Source organism: Acinetobacter sp. Leaf130, from assembly GCF_001423205.1.
Classification (GTDB): Bacteria; Pseudomonadota; Gammaproteobacteria; order Pseudomonadales; family Moraxellaceae; genus Acinetobacter; species Acinetobacter calcoaceticus.
In genome coordinates, this window is sequence record NZ_LMOE01000001.1 from 1,132,575 (window position 1) to 1,155,828 (window position 23,254).

Below are 23,254 nucleotides of genomic sequence, written 5' to 3' on the forward strand. Positions count from 1 at the left end.
AAATCTTATACTTCTAAACATTAAGGCTAATTAATCATGACGACAACTTCAAAATCATTATTAAACGGACTACCGATAAAAAAATCGAGAATACATGTTTTTGAAATCTTAAATCAGAATCCACAAGGTTTAAGCGCAGACAATATTTATGCTCAAATTAAAAATGAATATAAAATAACGTTAGGAACGATCTATAGAATTTTATCTGAATTTGAAAATCGTAAACTCATCAAAAGAGTATTCTTAGGTAAAAGCAAAAGTATCTACAAAATTAGAAAAGATAAAATGAGCTGTAATCTGATTTGTCTTAAAACATCAGAAGCCTCTAACTTTGAGCATGAGAAAGTTAATGAATTACTTCATGAAGTTATGGAAATTATTTTTGCAAATACTGGAGCAGACATTAGCAGTATTGAACTTAATCTATATACAGAATAAAAAGCTTAGATAGAAAAATAAAGGACAGCTTTTGCTGTCCTTTATTCGACGAGTCTTATTATTTAATTAATTTAATTCGAGTTGTAGCAGGAATAATTAATGGAGAGTTCTTTGAGTTTTCCGCAATATAGCTTTCCAGAGCATCAATATCTTGACCACCACCTACACGGTTTTGGCCTTCTTTTAATACCGTAAAGTTATCGCCGCCATCTGCCAAGAAACTATTTACCGTCACACGGTATACTTTACTGTCAACCAACGGTGAACCAGCAACCATGATGTTACTTGCTCGCGGTGAAACAGAAGTATTTGCCGCATATTCATAAGTGAATTCTTTAGATGGCTGTAAAATTCTCGCTGAATTTGCATTTGCACCAGACCATTGTTGTTCAAGTACATCTCTAATCTGTTTGCCAGTCAAGCTCAAAGTCACAATAGAGTTACCAAAAGGTTGCACCGCAAAAACATCGCCAAAGGTAATCTGGTTACTGCTGTTAATCAGTAGGTCTGCACGTACACCACCTGGGTTCATGAGTGTAAAGTCAGAGCCTTGGTTACTTGCTTTTAAGGCAGCCGCTTGCTGAGCATCGGCAATCATAATACCGAGCGGACTTTCACCACTCTCGACTTGAGTACGACTTACAACCGCTGTTGCAGTTCCAACCACACGACTTGAAATGGTTGTCACAGCTTGGCGATACTTATCTAAAATTGCTTCAATACTTGGGGTCTTACTAAATTTTTGATAGAGATCTGTAAGGCTTACCGTAGTTGTTCCAGATGTGTAGGCTTCACTTTGTATAGGAACCTGTTTAGCATCCTTTTTAATCACATCACCAGTTTTACCATCAAGCTCAACCTTGATGTCAGTAATAAGCGTGCCATATTGTCCAGCTGAGGTAAGCAAGAACGGTTTTGCCGGATTTTTTGTAGCATAGTCACAAATATAAGATTGATGCGTATGTCCAGATACAACAATATCAACTGCCGGATTTAATTTATCTAAAATACCTACGATCGGACCGCTTAAGCCGTCACATGTTTTTTCATTAAACTTAGTACTTGGTGCAGCACCTTCATGAACTACAACAACAATTGCTTCAATGCCTTGTTTTTGTAACTCGGGAATTAAAGCATTTACCGTATCTGCTTCATCACGGAATTCCACATCTTTAATGCCAGCTGCCGAAACAATACTCGGCGTCGCTTTAAGGGTTAAACCAATAAATGCGACTGGAATACCGCCGTAAGTTTTGACTTTATAGGCAGGAAAGATCGTTTTGCTCGCATCATTTTTCATTGCTACGTTAGCTGCAAGAAAATCAAATTTTGCACCGCTAAAGTTTTTATTAATTTGGCAAGGTGCAGTGCTGGTATATTGCTGACATCCACCGTTTTTTAAGCGGCGTAACTCATCTGTACCACGGTCAAATTCATGATTACCTACAGCATTAAAGTCAATTTGAATATCATTCATGACTTCAATGGTCGGTTCATCTAAAAATAAAGAAGAGGTCAGTGGGGAAGCACTAATTAAATCGCCTGCCGAAACCACTGCATTATTTGGATTTTCTGCTTTTAGTTTTTTAATTGCATCCGCAAAGTAACTCACCCCACCCACAGGAATACGAACAGACTGAGCAGCATCGTTTGGATTTGGTGCTTCAACATAACGCTTTGGTGGCTCAAGATTTCCATGAAAGTCATTAAAAGCTAAAATATTTACGGTCTGATTGCTTCTTTGGGCTGGTGATGTTGTATCGTTATCATCATCATTACATCCAGCCAACAACGTTACTGCCAGAGAAAGTGTTGTTACTTTAAATAGTGTTGTTAAATTTTTCATTTTTTTATCATTTGATCAATTAAGACGGATAAAAAATACGCTTTTAGTGTGAATATTTGATGAAACGTTCAATAAGCAAATATGTTCGAAATATTAAAATTTGGACAAAAAACACAATTATCGAACAATATCTTAGCTAGAGGTTGTCTACAAACCCCAATTTTTTATTTAGAATAAATTTTTAATTGCCTTATAAGATTTAATCAAGTGATTCATTTCACAAGATTAATATGAACCGGAGATAATTTATGCAATGGACTAAACCTGCTTTTACTGATTTACGCATCGGTTTTGAAGTTACAATGTACTTCGAAGCACGTTAATCAGCTTCATCCAAATATGTCATAAGCCCTAGTCTTGTTCTAGGGCTTATCTCTTTCTAATAAGATATTAATTTTATGTATATTTATGTTTTAGGTTCAGCTGCCGGAGGCGGGTTCCCGCAGTGGAATTGTAATTGCCCGAATTGTCATGGTGTCCGTACAGGTACGATTAATGCCAAACCCCGTACTCAATCATCAATTGCGGTTTCAGAAAACGGCGTAGACTGGATTTTATTAAACGCATCACCTGATATTCGTCAGCAGCTTTTCGAATTTAAAGCAGCCCAACCAGCTCGTAAATTGCGTGATACAGGAATAACGAGCGTTATTTTAATGGACAGCCAGTTAGACCATACGACTGGGCTTTTGACCTTACGTGAAGGTTGCCCAATGAATGTATGGTGTACAGAAATGGTCCACCAAGATTTAACGAGCGGCTTCCCAGTTTTCAATATGCTAAAACATTGGAATGGTGGTCTCCAATATCACGAGATTAACCCTAAACAAGCTTTTAAAATTGATGGTTTTGAAAATTTAGAATTTATTCCACTCATCATTAAAAGTGCTGCACCACCATATTCACCACATCGAAATGACCCACATGACGGCGATAACATTGCCTTAATTATCAAAGACCATAAAACACAAAAACAGTTATTTTACGCACCAGGTCTTGGAAAAATTGATGATCAAGTCATGGAGATTATGCAGATTTCAGACTGCGTCATGATTGATGGAACACTCTGGACAGATGATGAAATGCAACAAACAGGGGTTGGTAAAAAAACTGGTCGTGAAATGGGGCATTTATACATTAGTGGCGAAGGCGGTTCGCTGTCTTATTTAAATCAGCTGAGTACGCCAAAAAAAGTGCTCATTCACATTAACAATACCAATCCAATTTTAAATGAAAACTCTAGCCAGTTTGCTGAGCTTAAAGCAAATGGTGTAGAAGTTGCCTATGATGGCATGCAGATTGAACTCTAAGGTGAACCATGACTCAAACACCTGAAGCTTTAACGACCGAACAATTTAAACAAGTGATTATTGATAAAGGCCAGTATTATCATATCTATCATCCATTTCATGTGATGATGTATGAAGGCAAAGCAACTCAACAACAAATTCAGGCTTGGGTTGCAAACCGCTATTACTATCAAATTAATATTCCGCTTAAAGATGCAGCCATTATGGCAAATTGCCCAGACCAGCGCGTCCGTCAAGAATGGATTCAACGCATGATCGATCAAGATGGTGAATATCCTGATGGCGGTGGCCGAGAAGCATGGTTACGGTTAGCCGAAGCTGTGGGCTTGAGTCGTGAACAAGTGATTTCTGAAGAACTGGTATTACCAGGGGTTCGATTTGCCGTAGATGCCTATGTGAACTTCGCACGCCGTGCTTCATGGCGGGAAGCAGCAAGTAGTTCTTTAACTGAACTTTTCGCCCCGAAAATTCATCAATCACGTCTAGAGTCGTGGCCACAGCACTACCCATGGATTGATGATAAAGGCTATGAGTATTTCCGTTCACGTTTAAGTCAGGCCCGCCGTGACGTTGAACATGGCTTAACGATTACGCTTGATTCATTTACGACTCATGAGCAACAAGAACGAATGCTTGAAATATTGCAGTTTAAGCTGGATATTTTATGGAGCATTTTAGATGCTTTAACATTGGCATATGTTCACAATGAAGCACCGTATCACAGTGTGACTAGCAAACGGGTTTGGCACAAAGGACTATTTAAATGAATAAAGAGCAGTTTGATTTAAACCTTGTGCCAACATGGCGACAAGGTTACCGTTTTCAGTTCGAGCCAGCTCAAAATGGTTTTGTGATTTTATATCCTGAAGGCATGATCAAGTTAAATGAAAGTGCAGGGGCAATCGGGCAATATATTGATGGGCAGCAAAATGTTTCTGCAATTATTGCCCAGTTAAAGCAAAAATTTGGTGATATTGCTGAGATTGATCAAGATGTAGTGGATTACATGCTGGTCGCAAAGCAGCAACACTGGATTGATTTAGTATGACAGAAGGTGTTGGCCTACCTTTATGGTTATTAGCGGAACTCACTTATCGTTGTCCGCTACAATGCCCATATTGCTCAAATCCATTGGACTACGCTCAGCATAAAAATGAACTGACCACTCAAGAGTGGTTTGATGTTTTTGATCAAGCACGTCAGATGGGTGCTGTTCAACTGGGTTTTTCTGGTGGTGAACCACTGGTACGCCAAGATTTAGAACAACTGGTTGCACATGCCCATCAACAAGGGTTCTATACCAACCTGATTACCTCGGGCATGGGACTCACCGAACAACGCATTGCTGATTTAAAGCAAGCGGGCTTAGATCACATTCAAGTGAGCTTTCAAGCTAGTGACCCTGTGGTAAATAATGCCTTAGCAGGTTCAAAACATGCTTTTGAACAAAAGTATGAAATGTGCCGACTGGTTAAGAAATACGATTACCCAATGGTACTTAACTTTGTTATTCATCGACATAACATTGACCAGATTGAACAAATTATTGAACTTTGCCTAGAGCTCAATGCAGACACAGTCGAGTTAGCAATTTGTCAGTTTTACGGTTGGGCTTTTTTAAACCGCCAAGGTTTGCTACCAACACAAGAACAACTGATACGAGCGGAACGGATTACCAATGAATATCGAGAAAAATTAAAAGCGCAAAATCATCCGTGCAAACTCATTTTTGTAGTGCCTGATTATTATGAAGAACGACCAAAAGCCTGTATGAATGGCTGGGGTAAAATCTTCTTTACAGTTGCTCCAGATGGTATGGCGCTGCCTTGCCATGCAGCACGACAATTACCAATTTCATTTCCAAACGTCCGTGAACATAAATTGTCAGATATCTGGTACAAGTCAACTGGATTCAATCATTTCCGTGGCGATGCATGGATGCCAGAAGGTTGCCGCAGTTGCCCTGATAAAGACCGAGATTTTGGTGGATGCCGCTGTCAGGCCTATATGTTGACCGGCGATGCTGCTAATGCTGATCCTGTATGTGGGAAATCGCCGTATCATCAAATTATTGAGCAAGCACGTACAGAAAGTCATGTAGCAGCTCCACTACAACAACTTGTGTTTCGGAACAGTAGAAATTCTAAATCTTTAAGTGCTACACAAAATATTCCAGTCCACACGATTACAGATAAATAGCAAGCAGGGGGAATCCCATGAAGCCTAGCCATATTCCAGTTTTTGATGGACATAATGATGCATTAACGCGTTTATGGCTAAGTGATCATGTAGATCCCGTACATGCTTTTCTGCACGAACGCTTAGCAGGCCATCTTGACTTAAAACGCTGCCAGCAAGCAGGCTTTGTTGGTGGAATGTTTGCCATTTTTTTACCTCCATTTAGCTATGTACAACAACATCATCCCAATAAATTATTTGATCAGAATGCCTCTGATTTTACCCAGCAGCAAATTGAACAGATTTGTTTAGAGCAACTCGATATAGCTCACCAACTCGCACAACGTTCTACGGATATTCAAATTTGCACATCCGTACAGAATATTCAAAGCTGTGTAAACACACAGAAACTGGGAATTGTGCTGCATATGGAAGGTGCAGAAGCTTTACAACAAAACCCCGATTTACTTGATGTATTTTATGATAAAGGTCTGCGTAGTATCGGCCCACTTTGGAATAGGCCCAGTCGTTTTGGACATGGTTTAAATGCTAAGTTTCCTCACTCACCTGACACAGGAGCTGGTCTTACCCAAGACGGCAAAGCCTTTATAAAGCGATGTGCTGATAAAAAAATGGTGATTGATGTTTCCCATATGAATGAACAGGCTTTTTGGGATACCGCAGATCTATTGCAACAGCCAATCGTAGCGACACACTCCAATGCACATGCTTTATGTCCTCAAGCCCGCAATTTAACTGACCAGCAGCTTAAAGCTATTCGAGACAGTAAAGGTATAGTCGGGGTGAATTTTGATGTCGCTTTTTTACGGTCGGATGGGCAACGTAATACAAATACATCTATAGATGTCATTTTAGACCATCTTGATTATTTGTTAGATCGACTTGGCGAAGAGCATGTAGCTTTTGGTTCCGATTTTGATGGTGCACTCATCGGGACTGAGCTTGAAGATATTATGGGCTTACATAAACTTATTCATCGCATGCAACAGCGAGCCTACTCAAGCGAACTCATTGAGAAACTATGTTTTACGAATTGGAGAAACGTGCTTTATCGGATTTTGGGTGAATAGTTTTAGAGCTAAACATGTTGAACATAACTAATTATTTGCATTTTTTGATTGGCTGAAATGACTAAAAAAAATACAAATAGTTTAATTGTCAACCATTCGTTAAATTCACTAAACTCAACCTTACTGAATGTAAGAACATTTAGTATTTCAGGTCTTTTGTGGTTTTCACATTACCCATTTCTTCATGAGAAGTAGAAATGGGTTTTTTCTTATCTAAACTATATAAACGTGATTTCCATCACAATAACCACTAATTATTGGTAAAACCCTTCAATCCGATCTTGACTAAAAGTTCAGCATTAAATACATTTGTAGTGTATTTAAAGATAATAAGATTGCTTAAAGCAATTCATAATACTGCTTAATCCTGAAATACAGCAAAAAGCCTATTCAAAAACAGAATAGGCTTTTTGTTTTGTATCAAAAATTATTTTTTTAACTATTACGCTCTTTAATTAACATAAAAATTAAATACCTTACAAAAGCGGAGCAAATGAAAGCCGTTAAATAACAAATTATGTGCTATTAATTTAAGTTGATTTTTCAAAAATACTCCGTTAATCGAAGAGGTGCAAAATGTTAAAGTCAATTATAGTATTGGGAACAGGTATTGCGATTGGGATGTGTGTGTACAAGAAAAAGCAAAAAAATAGTAAGAGTTTTAACACAGATAGCGATACTGACTCAGTGATTAGTAAAGACAGTGCTAAAAATCAAGATGATGGTCAGCTTGATAACGCTGTAAAAGTTTAGAGTTAAATAAAAAGGGGTTCAGATAATGAACCCTTTAATTTTTATTAAAAATAAAAACTAATAATTATTTTGAATAGATTAACTTAAAGATAATATTTAAATTAAATAATCACTCAACTATTCATTTAATTATTGCAAAAGCATGATTAAAATAAAAAAACACTTTCATTATTAAAATTTACATATTGTATCAGAGGAGTCCTTATTATTATCGATGCGAATAATAAAAATGGAGACTAGAATGTCAAAGCGCCATATTTTAAAAGAAGTAAATGCCAAAAGTATGTGTGGTATGGAAATTGTGGTTGAACAAATTTATGAAAATATTGATGAGAAAAACTTTGTCGAAGCTGGAATAGAGCAAAACTGGTTGCCACTTTCTAAAATTGTGATTTCGGATAAAGTCATTAATTTAGATCAAGATAATACCTTTGCTCATCCAAGAACAGGCAAGGTCTTTAAAGTCCTTAACTCCTAATCGATTCTTACTTTTCTAGTACAGTTGTATATTTCTAAGTTATTGAGGCGAAATACAGATAAGTTTCGCCTCAATGCATTTAACTAAGAGCTAATTTTCTTCTTAGAGAAGAATTTTTCTGCTGCTCCCAACACAAATATAAAGAATACTGGGACAAAAAAGATTGCCAGAATCGTCGCAGATATCATCCCTCCAAATACGCCTGTACCTAGCGCATGTTGAGTTTCTGAACTCGCTCCACTTGCAATCACCAATGGAATCACACCACAAGTAAAGGCAAGGGAAGTCATTAGAATTGGGCGTAAGCGTAATTTCGCTGCTGCAACGGCTGCTTCAACTAAACTCATTCCTTCTTCTTTGAGCATTTTTGCGAACTCAACAATTAAAATCGCATTTTTGGCAGATAGACCAATAATGGTAATTAGACCAATTTTGAAGAAAATATCATTTGGCATTCCTCTTAGAATAATGGCTAAAATTGCACCAAAGATTCCTAAAGGAACAACCAGCATAACTGATAACGGAATTGACCAACTTTCATAAAGTGCAGCTAACACTAAAAACACGACCAACATTGATAACGCAATAAGAAATACCATTTGAGATTCAGACTGTTTTTCTTGCAAAGAAATACCTGTCCACTCATAACCGATTCCTTGGGGAAGCTTGGCAATCAGTTTTTCCATTTCTCGCATCGCATCGCCAGAAGATACACCCATGTTAGGAACACCAGCGATACTTAATGAAGGACGACCATTGTAGCGATTATATTGCTGAGGCAACTTGTTCCACTGAGGAGTTACAACCTCAGATAGCGAAACCAGTTGTCCGTTTGCGCCCGCAACCTTCAAACTTAAAATATCTTTTAAGTGCATTCGTGATTTTGCATTGGCTTGAACAATAACTTGCTGCATTCGTCCTTGGTTCGGAAAATCATTGATATACATTGACCCCATTGAAGTCGAAATAATATCTGAAACTGAAGCAAAACTTACACCTAGAGCACTTAACTTCTCACGGTCTATTTTCAAGCTAATATTGTCACCTTCGGGCAAACCTTCAGGATAAACCATATAAAACTTTTTGTTTTGAGCAGCCATTTCCATAAGTTTTTCTTGTGCAGAAATTAAGGCAGACATTCCTAAATTTGCTTTGTCTTGTAAGCGCAAGCTAAAGCCTGAAGATGTACCTAATTCATCAATGGCAGGAGGAAGTACAGACATCGTTGTACCTTCCTTACTGTTCGCCATTTCTGCATTAATGAAGTTAGTATAGTCAGTCGTGGATTTATCACGTTCACCAAAATCTTTTAAGGTTGTAAAAGCGAGTGCTACGTTTTGTCCAGCGCCACTAAATCCCCAGCCCATAATTGAAATATTACTTTTTACATCTGACCGCTCGTTTAAATGGTCTTCAAATTCTTTGACGATTTTTTGAGTTCGTTCAGCTGTTGCATCGGATGGTAACTGGAATGAAGTCAAAAACCAGCCCTGATCTTCTTCAGGCATAAAAGCAGTTGGCCAATATTTCATTCCTGCAAAAGTTAGTCCCGTAATCACTACAAAAATGATTAAAGTCGGAATAGTATGTTTAACGACTTTAAGTAGAAGAACTTCATATTTTTTTGTGACTTTGTCAAAGCTACGATCAAACCATGCATAAAACCCTTTCTTTTGATGATGTGCATCAATCGGTTTTAATAAGGTTGCGCAAAGGGCAGGTGTTAGAGTGAGCGCTAAAAATGCCGAGAATAAAATTGAAACTGACATGGTAATAGTAAACTGGCGATAGATAATGCCGACCGAACCACTCGCCAAAGCCATGGGTAAAAACACTGCTGCCAACACCAAAGTAATACCAATAATCGGGCTGGTAATTTCGGTCATGGCCTTTGAAGTTGCTTCTTTGGGCGCTAAACCTTCGGTTGCCATAATCCGTTCGACGTTTTCGACCACGACAATAGCATCATCAACAATAATCCCGATCGCAAGCACCATACCAAACATGGTTAGCACATTAATTGAGTAACCCGTCAAAAGCATGATGGTAAATGTACCAAGCAGGGCAATTGGAGCCACAATCGCAGGAATTAAGGTATAGCGAACATTATGAAGAAATAGATACATCACAATAAAAACCAAAACCATGGCTTCAATTAATGTATGAACTACTTTTTCTATCGAAATTTTAACAAAAGGCGCAGTATCGTATGGAACACTAAACTGCATACCTTCGGGTAAATTTACTTTTAATTCTTCGAGTTTTTGTTTGACACCTTCCGCTGTTTTTACCGCATTTGCACCAGGGCTAAGCTGAACTGCCGCAGCAGTTGCAGGTTTACCATTTTCTAAAATGGCGAAGTTATATGACTGAGCACCCATTTCTACATCGGCCACATCAGACAGCTTAATATTGGCACCACTAATATTGCTCTTTAGACTAATATTTTTGAACTGCTCAACATTTTCAAGCTGTCCTTGAGCTGACAAAGGTACGGTAATTAGTTGACCGTTAATTAAAGGCCTATCGCCAAGCCGACCCGGTGCAATATCAATATTATTGTTGCGAATCGCATTGTTTACATCGCTTATTGATAATCCATAAGAGACTAACTTGTTTGGATCTACCCAAATCCGCATTGCTTTCTCAGCACCGAAGGACTGAATTTTTCCAACACCTTCAACACGTTTAAGCTCTTCAACCACATTGCGTACCAGATAATCACTCAAATCTACTTCTGAATAGCGGTGATTAGGTGAATTTAAGCCTACAAGCATTAAAAAGCCTGATGATGAAGCTTCTACAGATAAACCTTGTTGACGAACCACTTGCGGTAAGCGCGCTTCAACCGCTTTAATTTTATTCTGTACATCGACTTGAGCCATATCGACATCAGTACCGGGTTTAAAAGTCGCGGTAATTTCAGCAGTACCAGATGAATCGGTTGTGGCGCTATAGTAGAGTAGGTTTTTTACTCCTGACATTTCCCGTTCAATGAGGGTAATCACACTATCATTAATAGTTTTTGGAGTAGCGCCCGGATAACTTGCTGTAATGTTAACCTCAGGTGGTGCAACACTCGGAAAGCGGGCAATAGGTAACTTTGGAATACTGAGTACACCAAATAAAATAATAAAAATCGCAATGACCCATGCAAAAATAGGACGGCGAATAAAGAATTGAGACATCATTTCGTGTCTCCTTGCTTCGCCGTATTTTCTGCTGAAGCTGCTTTCCATACGGAAATCGCCAGCTTCTGGTTTGGCTGAATACGTTCTATACCTTCAACAACAACTTTGTCGCCAGCTTTAAGCCCTTTATTGATGAGATAAAATTGCTCATATTGTTGCCCTAATTCTATAGCGCGAATGTCTGCACCACCTTTAGCATTTACCACGTAGACTTGCGGATCGCCGTTCATATTGCGCTGAATTGCTTGCTCTGGAACGAGTAAAGCCTGAGGAACCGAAGCACGTTCAATAGTGACGCGGACATACATACCCGGAAGTAATTTTCTTTCAGAATTATTTACTTCAATACGAATGGTGACATCGCCAGTTTCAGGGTCAACATTAATGTCTTCAAAAAGCATTTTTGCCGAGACGTTATAGGGTTGTCCTAAACTATTTAGAATCTCCACATCTTTTTGATTGTTGGCAGATAGCTCTCCACTTTGTAAAGCTGCCTGTAAACGCTCATATTCACCAATAGACTGTTTTACATCGACATACACACGGTCAATTTGTTGAATTGTAGCCATGGTATTGCTATCACCTTGGCTAACTAATGCACCTTCAGTCACAAACGATTTACCAATGCGTCCTGAAATGGGTGCTCGTACTGTCGCGTACCGTAAATTAAGATTTTGGCGAGCCAACAAAGCTTTCATTTGGGCAACATCTGCAATCGCTTGTCGATATTGCGCTTCGGCGTTACTCACTTCTTGCTTACTAATTGCGTTACTTGGTAAAAGTTGCTGATAGCGTTCGAGTTGTATTTTTAAACGATTAACTTCAGCTTCAGCTTTATTTAGCCCAGCTCGATTACTATTTACATCTGCCTCAAATGTTTCTGAGTTTATTTTATATAGCGGTTGTCCAGCTTTAACTTCACTACCTTGAGCAAATAAAACTTTTTCGATAATGCCACCAACTTGAGGACGAATTTCGGCAGTCCTAAAAGCTTGAACGCGTGCAGGTAAGTTTTCGCTAAAATTAATCGGCTGCGGTTGAACTGAAATAACGGTAACTTTTGCCGCAGAGACTTGCGTTTGATCACTTGCTTGTTCATTGCCACAGCCATGTAACACAAGACTGAAAGATAAAACGAATGGAACTAAAAAATGCTTTTGCACTTTTATAACACCTAATGGACTTCTAGATGCTGGCATTATTTTTGATATGTGTGTAACGAAAATCACGAATATGTGGAAAAAGTGTGGAGATTTACCAAAAAATACGCGTATGATAAATCAAATTTTTCTCGCGTTTTATTAATATGTTCGAGTCAACCTTTACGTTCAACTGTCAGGATAAGCTTATTCTTGTCGTAGAAGATGAATATGATATTGGCGATATTATTGAACATTATCTTAAGCGCGAAGGCATGCGTGTTGTACGGGCCATGAATGGTAAGCAGGCGATTGAAATACATGCAACGCAGCCCATTGATCTGGTCATACTCGATATAAAAATGCCCGAATTGAGTGGGTGGGAAGTCCTGAATAAAATTCGGCAAAAAGCAGCTACACCTGTAATTATGCTGACTGCTTTAGATCAAGAAATTGATAAAGTCATGGCTTTACGAATTGGTGCGGATGACTTTGTGGTAAAACCATTTAACCCAAATGAAGTAGTCGCACGTGTACAAGCAGTATTACGACGTACTCAACAAAATCAGCAAACGCCTAACCGAAATCTGATTTATAAAAATATTGAAGTGAATACAGAAATTCATACAGCCTATATTTATTCGGATGACAAACAACAAGCACTTAATTTAACTCTGACTGAGTACAAAATTTTGTTGTTGATGTTACCTCATCCTCATAAAGTTTTTACTCGCTCTGAACTGATGAATCAGTGCTTACCAGATCGAGATGCATTAGAACGCACGGTCGATAGCCATGTCAGTAAGTTACGAAAGAAAATAGAAGATCTAGGCTTACACAATATGCTCATTAATGTTCGTGGTGTAGGTTATAGGCTGGACAATCCTCATGAAAAATAAAACAGGCATTAGTAAACAACTTATTATTGCACTGAGCTTTACCAGTCTAAGTGTTACGCTGAGTTCGCTCATTTTAGGCTACGGCACCTATTATATTGCAATCGAAGTGGGTCTTATTTCTCTTGAAAAACTCAAAGAAAGTGATGAGTTTTTCCACTATTTAGATGGCATATGGTTATTTGCCGTGCTTCTGTTTGGCACAGCATTATCAATTATTTTAGGCATAAAGCTTGCTCAACGTTTTATTGTGCCTATTAATCTATTAGCAGATGCAGCAAAAAAAATTAGCCATGGGGATTTAACTGCACGAGTAGAAAAACCGACGCATCATTCTTCTGAAATTGCAGAGTTGATGGACAATTTTAATGATATGGCTCAAAAGCTCGAAACCTCCGTTGAAAACGCTCATGTCTGGAATGCTGCAATTGCACATGAGTTACGAACTCCAGTCACTATTTTGCAAGGCAGGTTACAGGGGATTATTGATGGTGTTTTTGAAGCAGATCCGATCTTATTTAAGAACTTACTTAATCAAGTTGAAGGTCTGTCAAATCTAGTCGAAGACTTACGTACATTAAGCCTTTTTGAAAACCAACAGCTTAGACTTAACCTCGAAACGATTCTTTTTAATGAAACTGCCCACAAAGTCGTGCATATGTTTCAAGAAAAATTAGAAAAAGCTCAGCTTAAAGTCATTTTTGACATTCAAGCATCAGAAGTTAAGTGTGATCAAAGGCGTATAGAACAAGTTTTAATTGCTTTACTTGATAATGCTACCCGATATGCAAATCCGGGGAAGCTACTTGTTTCAACAAGACAAGACCAATATAACTGGATTCTTGAAATAGAAGATGAAGGGCCGGGCATTTCAGCGGAGCATCGCAAAGATTTATTTAACCCTTTCTTTAGGTTAGAACAATCAAGAAATAAAGAGTTAGGCGGTACTGGCTTGGGGCTTTCAGTTGTACAAGCCCTTGTTATTGCCCATAAAGGTCAGGTCGATTATCTCAGTCAACATTCACATAGTATTTTTAAAATAAGCATTCCTCAAGAATGATCTCCTTAGTGGCCTACCTTAACGATTTAATGAAGAGAAATTGCATTTCTTGACTCGTGATTAACTCGAAAATAGGTTAATTTATTTATAAAATTTTTAATTAAATACTGATTTTTTATGACAATTGAGATAGAAACACATCCACTTGAACCATTTTTACCCGAAAATGCCCGTTTACTCATGTTAGGTAGTTTTCCACCACCGCGTAATAAATGGAAGATGGATTTTTACTATCCAAATTTCCAAAATGACATGTGGCGTATTTTCGGTTTAATTTTTTTTCAAGATAAAACCCACTTTTTAAGTGAAAATCAGAAAAATTTTAATGAAGAACGTATTCGAAACTTCTTGATTGAAACAGGTATTGCAATCTTTGATACGGCTTACCAAATTAAGCGATTGAAAGGGAATGCTGCCGATAAATTTCTTGAAATAGTAACGCCAACAGATCTTGCTGTGTTACTTCAGCAGATTCCTCTATGTCAGACCATTATGACCACAGGTGATAAAGCGACTGATACCTTAATTTCTGTTTTACCAGAGCATACTGAAAAACCACTTATAGGAACATCTACATCAACTCGCTTTGTAGGGCGAGATATTAATTTATACCGCTTACCATCCTCTTCAAGAGCTTATCCATTGGCATTAGAGAAAAAAGCAGAGGCTTATCAAAAATTCTTTAAAGAGATTGGTATTTTATAAATAAAATTGAAGCGCTGTTACATCATCCATTCAACTGGCAAATATGAAACGGCTTTAATCATTGTACGTTGGAAAAGGCTCGTATCGGGGTCGTTTTCATATTCCACAACGTTTCCATTCGATTGATAATCTAACCAAATAATTTTTCCTTCACTATTTAACTTAAGCTGATAAGCAACTTGTGGTAAATGCTGATCAAGCATTACCGAAACTTGAGCCTGTAATTGACTCGACTCAATAACAAGGCCCACTTCAGTATTTAAGTAAGTAGAACGCGGATCAAAATTAAATGACCCAATAAATACTTTACCGTCTACGTCAAAAAACTTGGCATGTAAACTCGATTTATTTTTACCTTTTGCCGGAATCACACTTCCAGTCACAACCTCATACCATGTTCTACGTCTACGTTCTAAAAATGGTTTAAACTCAAATAGTTCTACACCGCTTTTGAGCATTTCGACTCGATATTGACTATAAAACGCATGCACAATCGCCACATCATTTGCAGCAAAAGAATTGGTTAAAACCCTGACTTTAACTCCTTGCACTTTTAGCTGTTTTAAATAATACGCGCCCTCTTGTGTAGGAACAAAATAAGCAGAAGCTAATTCTATATGCTGCTTTGGTTCACCCATAATCTTCATGACTTGCCCATAAAGCATCTCTTCTTTAGAGGCTACACCTAAGATTTTTTTAGGTGAATCTGCAACAAAATAAGCTTTTGACCATTGAATTGGATAGTGCTCAAGAAGTTCTTTTAAATAGCTTTGAGCATCGTAAAGCTTATCTTCGGTTTGAGTATGATTTTCACTTTCATGAATTAGATCATGATAGTGCTGTCGTAACGATTGTAGGTGGTGGACAGCACAAGTTCCGATAAGCTCAGTAGCATCTTGGCTTAGCTCGCTTTGCCAGAAATCATTAAATACAGTCTGGGCATGCTGTACCGTATGTCCATAAAATAAAATATCTAGGTCAGTAAATTGAAACTTATTGCTTGCGTCGAAATACTCACTGCTAATATTTCTTCCACCTGTTACTGCAATAACGTCATCGGCAATAATTAATTTATTATGCATGCGATGGTTTACTTTTTTAAACCGAAAAATATAGTCTAAAATTCTTAAGTATCTAAATTTATATGGATTAAATAAACGGATCTCAAAATTAGGATGCTGCAAGAGGCTTCTGAGAACTCCATCAAGCTTTACTCCATTTTGATCATCGATGAGTAAGCGGATTTTTACGCCACGATCTGCCGCCGTTAATAACTCATGCAGCATTAGGTTTCCAACAAAATCATTGGTCCAAATATAATATTGTAAATCGATTTTTTCTTTTGCATTTCGAATCAGATACATGCGAGAAGCTATGCTAATAAAGGCATCATCTAATGCCACAAAAGCGGTTAATCCTTGTTCTGTTTTTTCTGTAGCTTGCTCATCATTCAACCAATTAAAGCTATTCGTCACTGTATCATTCTCATTAGGGTTGTATGCATCTGTATATGAAGGTTTATTTGTGAAGCCCCAAGCACTTGAAGCCATAGTACTGTACTGCTTATATAGCTGATTGATCATGTAAGCATTTAATCTGCATCCAAGTTAAACCTATCAGAGCATTCTTATATTCAATTTATATGTCAAAATTCATATTAAACCTTATAAATGCATTGTGCCAAGCCTCAACGCTAGCAATTCCTTATTTTTATAGGTATTTCTAAGAAAACATAGCCTTTTAAAAATATAAAGTTAAATTTAACCGTTTTAAACCTAATGCTATATTCAATATTATTTTTTAAGGATGCTCGAGATGAGTCATGTGGGTTCTTGTCTATGTCATGAAGTCAAATTTTCAATTACCAACGAGATAGAGACTATCTATCACTGCCACTGTAGTCTCTGCCGAAAGCAATCGGGAACGGGATCAAATGCGGCCACTTTGGTCGGCAAAGACAAATTTAAATGGTTATCAGGTTTAGAACTTATTCGTACTTATAAAAAGGAAACAGGTTTCACATCTTCATTTTGTAGTAAATGTGGATCGCCAGTACCCAACCTAGTTGGAAATACACATTTTATGTGGATACCATTAGGCTTATTAGATAAAGACATTCTTGTGCTAAAAAAACTTAATTTTTGCGTGTTTTCAAAGTCAAACTGGGCGAACACAATAGAGGCAGATGAATCTTATAACCAGCTTCCAAGTTTAGATGAACTAAAAATATTTTTTGATTAGAATAAATTTTCCTATAAAAATGAGATTTAGTTTGCGTTATCTTTAATTTTTACGGATGGTTATGCTTACGTTTTTCACAAAAATACATTAATTACAATTAGAAGCATAACAATTACATTGGAAAACATAATATCTATCATACTTCCTTAAAAGGCTGAGTGAGTAGCTCGACAATAAAAGGGAGAAAATAGAGATGCCACAATATTTAATCATCGCTGAGAATGTGTACAAAAAGATTGAGGACAAAAATTTATTTTCAGAAAGCTCAGCAGAGACTTTAAATCATTTGGTTGGTGTAATTCGTAAGGAAATTAAAGGAACCAAGTTTAAACTTAAATATAATTTTATAGATTTTGATGAGTGCTTAACCAAGCCCTTAGAAGACTGTGCGATTAAGTTGGATGTGAGCCTCATGCCCAACCATAAAAATAAAGATGAATATATTCTTTGGCTCGCAGGTTTTATTGAAAGAATTACAACAGGAGGAGAGGCCAAGCTTCCCCCGATCTCACAATTTATCCCTCCAGATTTTAAGTTTAGCTATGATGAACTTCCTAAAGTGTCATCATCTACAGCTGATGATGGAGAGATGATTATTAATTATTTCAAGTCAGATGCCTTTACTAAAATTATAAAAGAAGAAAAATAAGTTTAAAAAAAATATAGAAGTGATCGTCCACTACACTTCTATATATCGCTGTAAATTCAGCAACCGCCTTCTGGGGCGGTTTTTTAATAGCGATTTTTAAAATGTTCAATATTTAAAATAATATAGAGCTTTTAAAATATAAATTTTTAGCTGACTGCTAAAATACCTACCAATTTAATCGGAATAAAATTTAAATTAGATCACTTTATTAAAACAATAAATAGTTATGATATTCATAATTTATCAATTAAAATTAAAAAACAGCAACAATCTTAATAAAAATTAAAAATTTATTTTTACAACTACAATCTTATACTTATATTTTATAAATAATTAATAAGGAGATAAAAATGCCAAAATACTTATTATTAGCAGAGAAAATTAATAAAAATATTAAAAATAAACATTCAAAAAATTACTTTAAAAACCTAAATAATTTAATTATAGAAATTGAAAAAGCCATTTCAGGCACAGAATTAAAATTTTTATATAACTTTGTGAACTTCGAAGGTGCTGTTGTTAGCGTGCAAATTGAATTACTCATTCAAGTAGATATGAGCTTGATTCCAAAACATAAAAATGAAGATGACTTTATTTTATGGCTGGCAGATTTCATTGATCGAATCACCATAGACACCAGTAAAGAAGTCATTAAATAAGTAAGGTTCTCCTTTAAATGCTAAGCCGAGAGGAGCAACGTTCTTAAGGTTCTTGTCTAGACGCTGAATTCATATCATGTCGAATCCTGCTTATATTTTCATAAATGACTTTACGCATTCGGTTTACTGCACCTAGTGGTTTATGTGCAGGTAAGGCATGCCACGGCGTAAAAGACAAATTTTCACAGAACTTATTTTGCTCGGGCGTATCAAAATTCTGCTTTGGAATATGAATAGTCGCTACTTGATAAAAAGGGGCCGCTTTCTCATCCCATTCTGTCATCGAGTCTTCTACTAACATTTGACTTGAAGTTCGTGGCTGAATAAGGAACTCCATGCAGGCGTCTGTTTGCTGTAATGTATTCTTTAAAGCTTCTCTTAAAAAATCATGACTAGGATTTTTAGGTAGATTATTTGCTGTCGCAGAGCAAGCACGTACTGAATATTTAACCGCTTGTCGATCATTACCCAGGCCTAACTGATAGGGAACCATAGACCAGTAACGCGCATAGAGTGGATTTGCAATTTGTGAATTACGTGCTCCGAGTGCATTCATGGTTCCTTTAAAACCTAAGGCAAATGGAATATGAAGTTTTCTAATCATATTATGGCTATTCACATCATTTATAAACGAAAGATATCGTTTAGCATCATTCGCAAAAAAGACAGGGTGATTAATCATAATAAAATCTTGGGTAGTTGCTTGCTTTTCACTTTCTAAAATTTTCTCTCCAGCTACACCTAAAAGTTTTATCGCTATGCCACGTGCATCTTTGTCAATGTCAGCACTAGAGGCGTCATTAGAAGCATTGGAAAAGCGAATCCATGCTTGATAACTTTGGTCTGGTATAAAAACCCCTTTAGCAAACTGAGCCGGTATATTTTTTGAGACATGAAATTCAGCTCGAACACATCCATGTGCTTTAGGATGGGCATCACGTAAAGCATTTCCCGCCGTATATTGTTCACGAATTGACTTTTCAATGACTTGAGCTATGTTCTGGGCTACCACTTCCTCATTAGGCTGTAACTTTTCCCCTAAAATGGTATCAACTTCGGGATAAACGATACTTTCTGAAGATGTCTTTATTGGTATGGTTCTTTGGGAATGTAAAGTGTCACTACAACCTGTTAGTGCAAACACAAGAGGAGTAAATACAAACAACACCCTAAAATGTATAGGCTGCATAAAATTTGACATTTATTATCTCCTCAGCGCAAAAATATTTTAGGACAGTATTAAGTGTTCTTGTTTAAGTTTATTTTGAGCTTTATAAAAAATATTAACTGTAAATAATTTAAACGTCATTGTTACTTATCTGAACAATAAAAAAGGAATTATTATTTAATATAAATCTTCTTAATACATTAAGAGAATCACGACATGATAACTAATCGACAAAATTTGCAAAATAATTCTAATTCATCACCTCATCCAATCACTCAAAATACACTTATTGATCGATTTAGCCCTATTTATTGGAGAATAGACGGCCCGCAAACGATGTCTTTTGCCATTACTAATTATGGAAATGGTTTTGAAGCATCTTTTAGGTCGCGCATGGCAAATGATTTGGTAGGAATTACATGGGACTCTTATGACACTAAAGATCATAAATTTTTAGCTTATGAAACTAAATACAGCTATGCAGGGGTAATTTGGGACTTCGATATTGAATTGTCGGCTTCTATGCCTGTGCTTAACAATGCGAGTTTAACACCGACTTTAACGGTGTACTATAATGAGAATGGCATAGATAAAATTGCATATGTCGTCTTGTTTAACTACGCAAATAATCCTTCATCTCGTACAGCGCATATCCATATTAATTGGGATACGGTGAAAGCTGGTTTTTCTGCGACAGATAGCTTTCCCGTCACCAATATTCAGAGAATTTCTTTTTCTGGTTTTACCAGTCAATATAATGGCCAATCAGCTACACCTTTAAGTCAGCCCCAAGATGGTTATATTCGACTGACCAACTCGGTTGTTATAGGAACAAATGCGAAGTTAAATTTGAGCCGTGTTGTTGTACCTCAGCACAATTATGGTATCTGTACCAGCTATGACGACCATTACGATTTAAACCCGCAGCGCCTAGTCAACAATATGGTCACTTTGGGATATCAAGGTTTGGTTAACCATTATTGTGGAATGTCGCATTATCCTGAAATGAAATGGAAAAGCGATATTAATAAATGGCAAATACCAGATACGTTGGTGACGGGCGAAGCTGTTGTTAACTCATGTACCCGTAAATGGCATGAGAAATATGCTCAGGCTTTGCATAACGCCAGTATGCAGCCTATCTTTGGGGTCAGCTTTGAAATGTATTCCTTGGGGGCCAATGAGTATTGGGCACAGCGTGACTGGAATAGCAATTTGGGTAAAACAGGCTACCGACCACCGAGCTATTTTTTTAGTTTAAGTGACCAAAATGCTTTGGCATATCTACATAAAGTCTTTATTGAGTTTGCAGATGCAATGGTTGTCGGGGGATGTGATGTAAACATGCAGATTGGTGAACCTTGGTGGTGGTACAACACTGACACGAATCTACCATGTGTGTATGACTATCCAACAAAACTGGCTTTTAATGCAGATACAGGTTTATATGCACCAGATTTAGGTACAATTTATGAGGCCATGAATAAAACAGGAACTCCTTATGATGAGTTTAAAACATGGCTTAGAAATAAATTAGGGCAAACTTGCCAAAACATTCGTACCGTTATCAAAACAAAATATTCAACTGCCAAAGTTAGCCCACTCATTTTCTTTCCTTCTATTCAATCTCCAATTCAAACGCTAGCAACTTATATTAACTATCCAAGCACGCACTATTCATATCCTAATTTTGATTACATGATGACTGAAGCTTATGACTGGCTATTAGAAGCTCGCTTAGACTTAGCACATCAGGCAGTTTCTCAAATACCTATACAGGGTCTGGGCTATCCTGCAAATAAAGTCGTTTATTTATCAGGATTCGTTCCTGATGCATCTATTGCCTATATATATGGCTTTGATAAAACCAAACCTTATCGAACACCCATTTGGCAACGAATTTTTGGTGACATGAAAAATAATGTTTCTCTTGGATTAATGAAGCAATTTATCTGGGCATATCCACAAGTCATGTTTGATTCAATTACAATCGATACCACTCAAGCGCCAAATGGCTTCTTTGTTGAAAATACGCTTTATTCACCAATTAGTGATAACACTCCATATCCACCAGATATTTACCTATAAGTAAACATAAACCGTTTATAAGATAAATGATTTGATAAGAAACCTCTTCAAGTAAGAGGTTTTCTTCTTTTTGAAACATAGGCTTGCTTAGACTTACCTGACTGGCTATGCTGTGATGGATTGTCATGAAAGCCAATTTTAATTTAAGCAAAATTAAGCTCTTGTATTACTGTTACATAATCTATTTTGCTCGACTATAAATACCGAATGATTTAAAGGAAACCCAAAGATGAAATCTCGTGCAGCTGTCGCCTTTGCCCCAGGAAAACCTTTAGAAATTGTTGAAGTTGATGTTGCACCACCTCAAGCAGGTGAAGTTTTAATAAAAATTACCCATACAGGGGTATGTCATACCGATGCTTTTACATTGTCCGGCGATGACCCAGAAGGTGTTTTTCCTGCAATTTTAGGACATGAAGGTGCAGGTGTTGTGGTTGAAGTCGGTGAGGGCGTAACGAGCGTTCAACCGGGTGATCATGTTATTCCACTTTATACCGCTGAATGTAAAGAATGCTTATTCTGTAAATCTGGAAAAACTAACTTGTGCGTTGCAGTACGTGCTACTCAAGGTAAAGGTGTAATGCCGGATGGAACCACGCGTTTTTCTTATAATGGCGAACCGATTTACCACTACATGGGGTGTTCAACTTTTAGTGAATATACGGTAGTTGCTGAAGTATCTTTAGCTAAAATCAATCCTGAAGCTAATCACGAGCAAGTTTGTTTACTAGGTTGTGGCGTAACTACAGGTATTGGTGCCGTACATAACACAGCTAAAGTACAAGAAGGTGACTCTGTTGCAGTATTTGGCCTAGGTGGTATTGGTTTGGCTGTTGTACAAGGTGCACGTCAAGCAAAAGCTGGGCAAATTATTGTGGTAGACACAAACCCAGATAAATTTGAACTTGCTAAGCAGTTTGGTGCTACAGATTTCTTAAACCCTAAAGATTACGATAAACCAATTCAGCAAGTGATTGTAGAAATGACAGGCTGGGGTGTAGACCACTCATTTGAATGTATTGGTAACGTCAATGTTATGCGTTCTGCTTTAGAATGCGCACATCGTGGTTGGGGACAATCCGTAATTATTGGTGTTGCTGGTGCAGGCCAAGAAATCTCGACTCGTCCATTCCAGCTAGTGACAGGCCGTAAATGGTTAGGTACTGCTTTTGGTGGGGTAAAAGGTCGTTCACAACTTCCAAAAATGGTTGAAGATGCTATGAAAGGTGAGATTCAACTTGAACCTTTTGTGACTCATACCATGCCTCTACAAGACATTAATACGGCTTTTGATTTAATGCATGAAGGTAAATCAATTCGTACTGTTATTCATTTCTAAATGAAATAAAAAAAGGGCTGTGATT

Annotated in this window: 22 protein-coding genes; 17 read left to right on the plus strand and 5 right to left on the minus strand. The window is 37.2% G+C overall.

Features of this window, described 5'->3' with window-relative positions; genetic code table 11:
* Positions 1 to 36 precede the first annotated feature (36 nt).
* On the plus strand, positions 37 to 438 hold the full coding sequence (locus ASF86_RS04905; protein WP_004642804.1) for a transcriptional repressor: 402 nt from the start codon (positions 37 to 39) through the stop codon (positions 436 to 438).
* 58 nt (positions 439 to 496) lie between these two features.
* Here the strand turns inward: ASF86_RS04905 and ASF86_RS04910 are convergent, their stop codons facing one another.
* Positions 497 to 2,284, minus strand: a complete 1,788-nt coding sequence (locus ASF86_RS04910) for a bifunctional metallophosphatase/5'-nucleotidase (protein WP_056479998.1) — start codon at positions 2,282 to 2,284, stop codon at positions 497 to 499.
* Positions 2,285 to 2,532: 248 nt separating this feature from the next.
* Here ASF86_RS04910 and pqqA point away from each other — a divergent pair, with 248 nt between their 5' ends.
* The 8 genes from pqqA to ASF86_RS04940 all read left to right on the plus strand — a co-directional run bounded on the left by pqqA (position 2,533) and on the right by ASF86_RS04940 (position 8,094).
* Positions 2,533 to 2,607 carry a pyrroloquinoline quinone precursor peptide PqqA gene (gene pqqA, locus ASF86_RS19040; RefSeq protein WP_001982218.1) on the plus strand — a complete coding sequence of 25 codons (75 nt, stop codon included), beginning with the start codon at positions 2,533 to 2,535 and terminating at the stop codon, positions 2,605 to 2,607.
* Between the two features lie 75 nt (positions 2,608 to 2,682).
* Positions 2,683 to 3,594, plus strand: a complete 912-nt coding sequence (gene pqqB / locus ASF86_RS04915) for a pyrroloquinoline quinone biosynthesis protein PqqB (RefSeq protein WP_056480000.1) — start codon at positions 2,683 to 2,685, stop codon at positions 3,592 to 3,594.
* Positions 3,595 to 3,602: 8 nt separating this feature from the next.
* Entirely contained in the window at positions 3,603 to 4,361 is a 759-nt protein-coding gene (gene pqqC / locus ASF86_RS04920) for a pyrroloquinoline-quinone synthase PqqC (RefSeq protein WP_056480003.1), read from the plus strand.
* Positions 4,358 to 4,642 carry a pyrroloquinoline quinone biosynthesis peptide chaperone PqqD gene (gene pqqD / locus ASF86_RS04925; RefSeq protein WP_004792407.1) on the plus strand — a complete coding sequence of 95 codons (285 nt, stop codon included), beginning with the start codon at positions 4,358 to 4,360 and terminating at the stop codon, positions 4,640 to 4,642. Before pqqC ends, pqqD begins: the two co-directional genes overlap by 4 nt.
* Complete coding sequence (gene pqqE, locus ASF86_RS04930; protein ID WP_056480006.1) at positions 4,639 to 5,793, plus strand: pyrroloquinoline quinone biosynthesis protein PqqE; 1,155 nt, start codon at positions 4,639 to 4,641, stop codon at positions 5,791 to 5,793. Before pqqD ends, pqqE begins: the two co-directional genes overlap by 4 nt.
* 17 nt (positions 5,794 to 5,810) lie before the next feature.
* Positions 5,811 to 6,863, plus strand: a complete 1,053-nt coding sequence (locus tag ASF86_RS04935; RefSeq protein WP_056480009.1) for a dipeptidase — start codon at positions 5,811 to 5,813, stop codon at positions 6,861 to 6,863.
* A gap of 576 nt (positions 6,864 to 7,439) precedes the next feature.
* On the plus strand, positions 7,440 to 7,616 hold the full coding sequence (locus ASF86_RS19045; protein WP_003651752.1) for a hypothetical protein: 177 nt from the start codon (positions 7,440 to 7,442) through the stop codon (positions 7,614 to 7,616).
* A gap of 241 nt (positions 7,617 to 7,857) precedes the next feature.
* Positions 7,858 to 8,094: a hypothetical protein gene (locus ASF86_RS04940; RefSeq protein ID WP_056480012.1), complete on the plus strand. Its 237-nt coding sequence runs from the start codon at positions 7,858 to 7,860 to the stop codon at positions 8,092 to 8,094.
* A gap of 83 nt (positions 8,095 to 8,177) precedes the next feature.
* Here the strand turns inward: ASF86_RS04940 and ASF86_RS04945 are convergent, their stop codons facing one another.
* Complete coding sequence (locus tag ASF86_RS04945) at positions 8,178 to 11,285, minus strand: efflux RND transporter permease subunit (RefSeq protein ID WP_056480015.1); 3,108 nt, start codon at positions 11,283 to 11,285, stop codon at positions 8,178 to 8,180.
* Positions 11,282 to 12,448 (minus strand): efflux RND transporter periplasmic adaptor subunit, encoded by a 1,167-nt coding sequence (locus ASF86_RS04950; protein ID WP_081407553.1) that lies wholly within the window; start codon positions 12,446 to 12,448, stop codon positions 11,282 to 11,284. The genes ASF86_RS04945 and ASF86_RS04950 overlap by 4 nt, the downstream gene beginning before the upstream one ends.
* Before the next feature lie 143 nt (positions 12,449 to 12,591).
* On the opposite strand from ASF86_RS04950, the gene adeR reads away from it, so the two are divergent.
* The 3 genes from adeR (at position 12,592) to ASF86_RS04965 (ending at position 15,085) form a co-directional block, all read left to right on the plus strand.
* On the plus strand, positions 12,592 to 13,323 hold the full coding sequence (gene adeR / locus ASF86_RS04955; protein WP_056480021.1) for an efflux system response regulator transcription factor AdeR: 732 nt from the start codon (positions 12,592 to 12,594) through the stop codon (positions 13,321 to 13,323).
* On the plus strand, positions 13,313 to 14,380 hold the full coding sequence (gene adeS, locus ASF86_RS04960; RefSeq protein ID WP_056480023.1) for a two-component sensor histidine kinase AdeS: 1,068 nt from the start codon (positions 13,313 to 13,315) through the stop codon (positions 14,378 to 14,380). Before adeR ends, adeS begins: the two co-directional genes overlap by 11 nt.
* A gap of 117 nt (positions 14,381 to 14,497) precedes the next feature.
* Complete coding sequence (locus ASF86_RS04965) at positions 14,498 to 15,085, plus strand: uracil-DNA glycosylase family protein (protein ID WP_056480026.1); 588 nt, start codon at positions 14,498 to 14,500, stop codon at positions 15,083 to 15,085.
* A gap of 17 nt (positions 15,086 to 15,102) precedes the next feature.
* Here ASF86_RS04965 and ASF86_RS04970 read toward each other — a convergent pair whose 3' ends face one another.
* The gene (locus ASF86_RS04970; protein WP_056480029.1) at positions 15,103 to 16,668 is read right to left on the minus strand and encodes a phospholipase D family protein; all 1,566 of its coding nucleotides are present in this window, start codon (positions 16,666 to 16,668) and stop codon (positions 15,103 to 15,105) included.
* 223 nt (positions 16,669 to 16,891) lie between these two features.
* Here ASF86_RS04970 and ASF86_RS04975 point away from each other — a divergent pair, with 223 nt between their 5' ends.
* The 3 genes from ASF86_RS04975 to ASF86_RS04985 all read left to right on the plus strand — a co-directional run bounded on the left by ASF86_RS04975 (position 16,892) and on the right by ASF86_RS04985 (position 18,634).
* Complete coding sequence (locus ASF86_RS04975; RefSeq protein ID WP_081407554.1) at positions 16,892 to 17,326, plus strand: GFA family protein; 435 nt, start codon at positions 16,892 to 16,894, stop codon at positions 17,324 to 17,326.
* A 193-nt stretch (positions 17,327 to 17,519) separates the two neighbouring features.
* On the plus strand, positions 17,520 to 17,975 hold the full coding sequence (locus ASF86_RS04980) for a hypothetical protein (protein ID WP_005040716.1): 456 nt from the start codon (positions 17,520 to 17,522) through the stop codon (positions 17,973 to 17,975).
* 350 nt (positions 17,976 to 18,325) lie between these two features.
* Complete coding sequence (locus ASF86_RS04985) at positions 18,326 to 18,634, plus strand: hypothetical protein (protein ID WP_056480035.1); 309 nt, start codon at positions 18,326 to 18,328, stop codon at positions 18,632 to 18,634.
* Positions 18,635 to 18,677: 43 nt separating this feature from the next.
* Here ASF86_RS04985 and ASF86_RS04990 read toward each other — a convergent pair whose 3' ends face one another.
* Positions 18,678 to 19,835, minus strand: coding sequence for a catalase family protein (locus ASF86_RS04990; protein WP_056480038.1), 1,158 nt, complete (start codon positions 19,833 to 19,835; stop codon positions 18,678 to 18,680).
* A gap of 183 nt (positions 19,836 to 20,018) precedes the next feature.
* Here ASF86_RS04990 and ASF86_RS04995 point away from each other — a divergent pair, with 183 nt between their 5' ends.
* Both ASF86_RS04995 and ASF86_RS05000 read left to right on the plus strand, forming a co-directional pair.
* On the plus strand, positions 20,019 to 21,890 hold the full coding sequence (locus tag ASF86_RS04995) for a hypothetical protein (protein ID WP_056480041.1): 1,872 nt from the start codon (positions 20,019 to 20,021) through the stop codon (positions 21,888 to 21,890).
* A gap of 229 nt (positions 21,891 to 22,119) precedes the next feature.
* Positions 22,120 to 23,229: an S-(hydroxymethyl)glutathione dehydrogenase/class III alcohol dehydrogenase gene (locus tag ASF86_RS05000; RefSeq protein WP_003651772.1), complete on the plus strand. Its 1,110-nt coding sequence runs from the start codon at positions 22,120 to 22,122 to the stop codon at positions 23,227 to 23,229.
* The last annotated feature ends 25 nt before the right edge of the window (positions 23,230 to 23,254 follow it).